Source organism: Vibrio sp. OPT46 (genome assembly GCF_015163535.1).
GTDB classification, from domain to species: Bacteria; Pseudomonadota; Gammaproteobacteria; order Enterobacterales; family Vibrionaceae; genus Vibrio; species Vibrio alginolyticus.
The window spans coordinates 69,954-70,611 of the sequence record NZ_JADDYG010000165.1 but is presented as its reverse complement, the minus strand read 5'-3'; the positions used below and the strand labels follow the sequence as shown (position 1 = coordinate 70,611).

Below are 658 nucleotides of genomic sequence, written 5' to 3'. Positions count from 1 at the left end.
GACGCGATAATCGCATCTAACACTTGTTCAAAGCGCTGCATTACTTGCTCAGCGACACCCGCTGTATCGCGGTATTCAAACAGAATATGGATCTGCTCACCCGGTAACACTAAGAGCGTTAATGGGTAATGAGTGTAGCCACGGTTATGAATATCGCACAGCTGCGCCCCTGCATAGTCTTTGTTAAACCAATCAGAATGGTCTGGATAGTTCTCAACCACCAGCAGCGTATCAAATAGCGTTTCGCCGCCAGCCAATTGCTGAATTTCACCCAAACCAAGTTCATCATGCTCTAGTAATTGAATCTGAATTTCTTGATGCGCTATTAGCTGCTCAAGCAAACTTAGCTCTGGTTTGAGTTTCATCCTTACCGGAATGGTATTACTGAACAAACCAATATGTTCATCAATCCCTTCCACATGACCAAAACGACCTGATATCGGCGTACCAAACACTACATCTTCTCTGCCCATCATGCTGCCAAGAATGCTCGACCAAACACCTTGCATTAATGAGTTCATGGTAAGGCCATAGTGGCGAAGTAGCTGATTGATCGCTCGAGTTTTGTCTTCTGGGATAAACAGTTCGAGCTCGTTGAGCCTATCTGTGACGGGAATATCTTCAAATGCAATGGCTGGGTTCACGCCCTGTAACACAT

Annotated in this window: 1 protein-coding gene; it reads right to left on the bottom strand. The window is 45.4% G+C overall.

The window, feature by feature from the left end; all coding sequences use genetic code 11:
* On the bottom strand, nt 1-658 hold a 658-nt coding region (locus tag IQR33_RS32580; protein ID WP_228013798.1), incomplete at both ends, for a condensation domain-containing protein.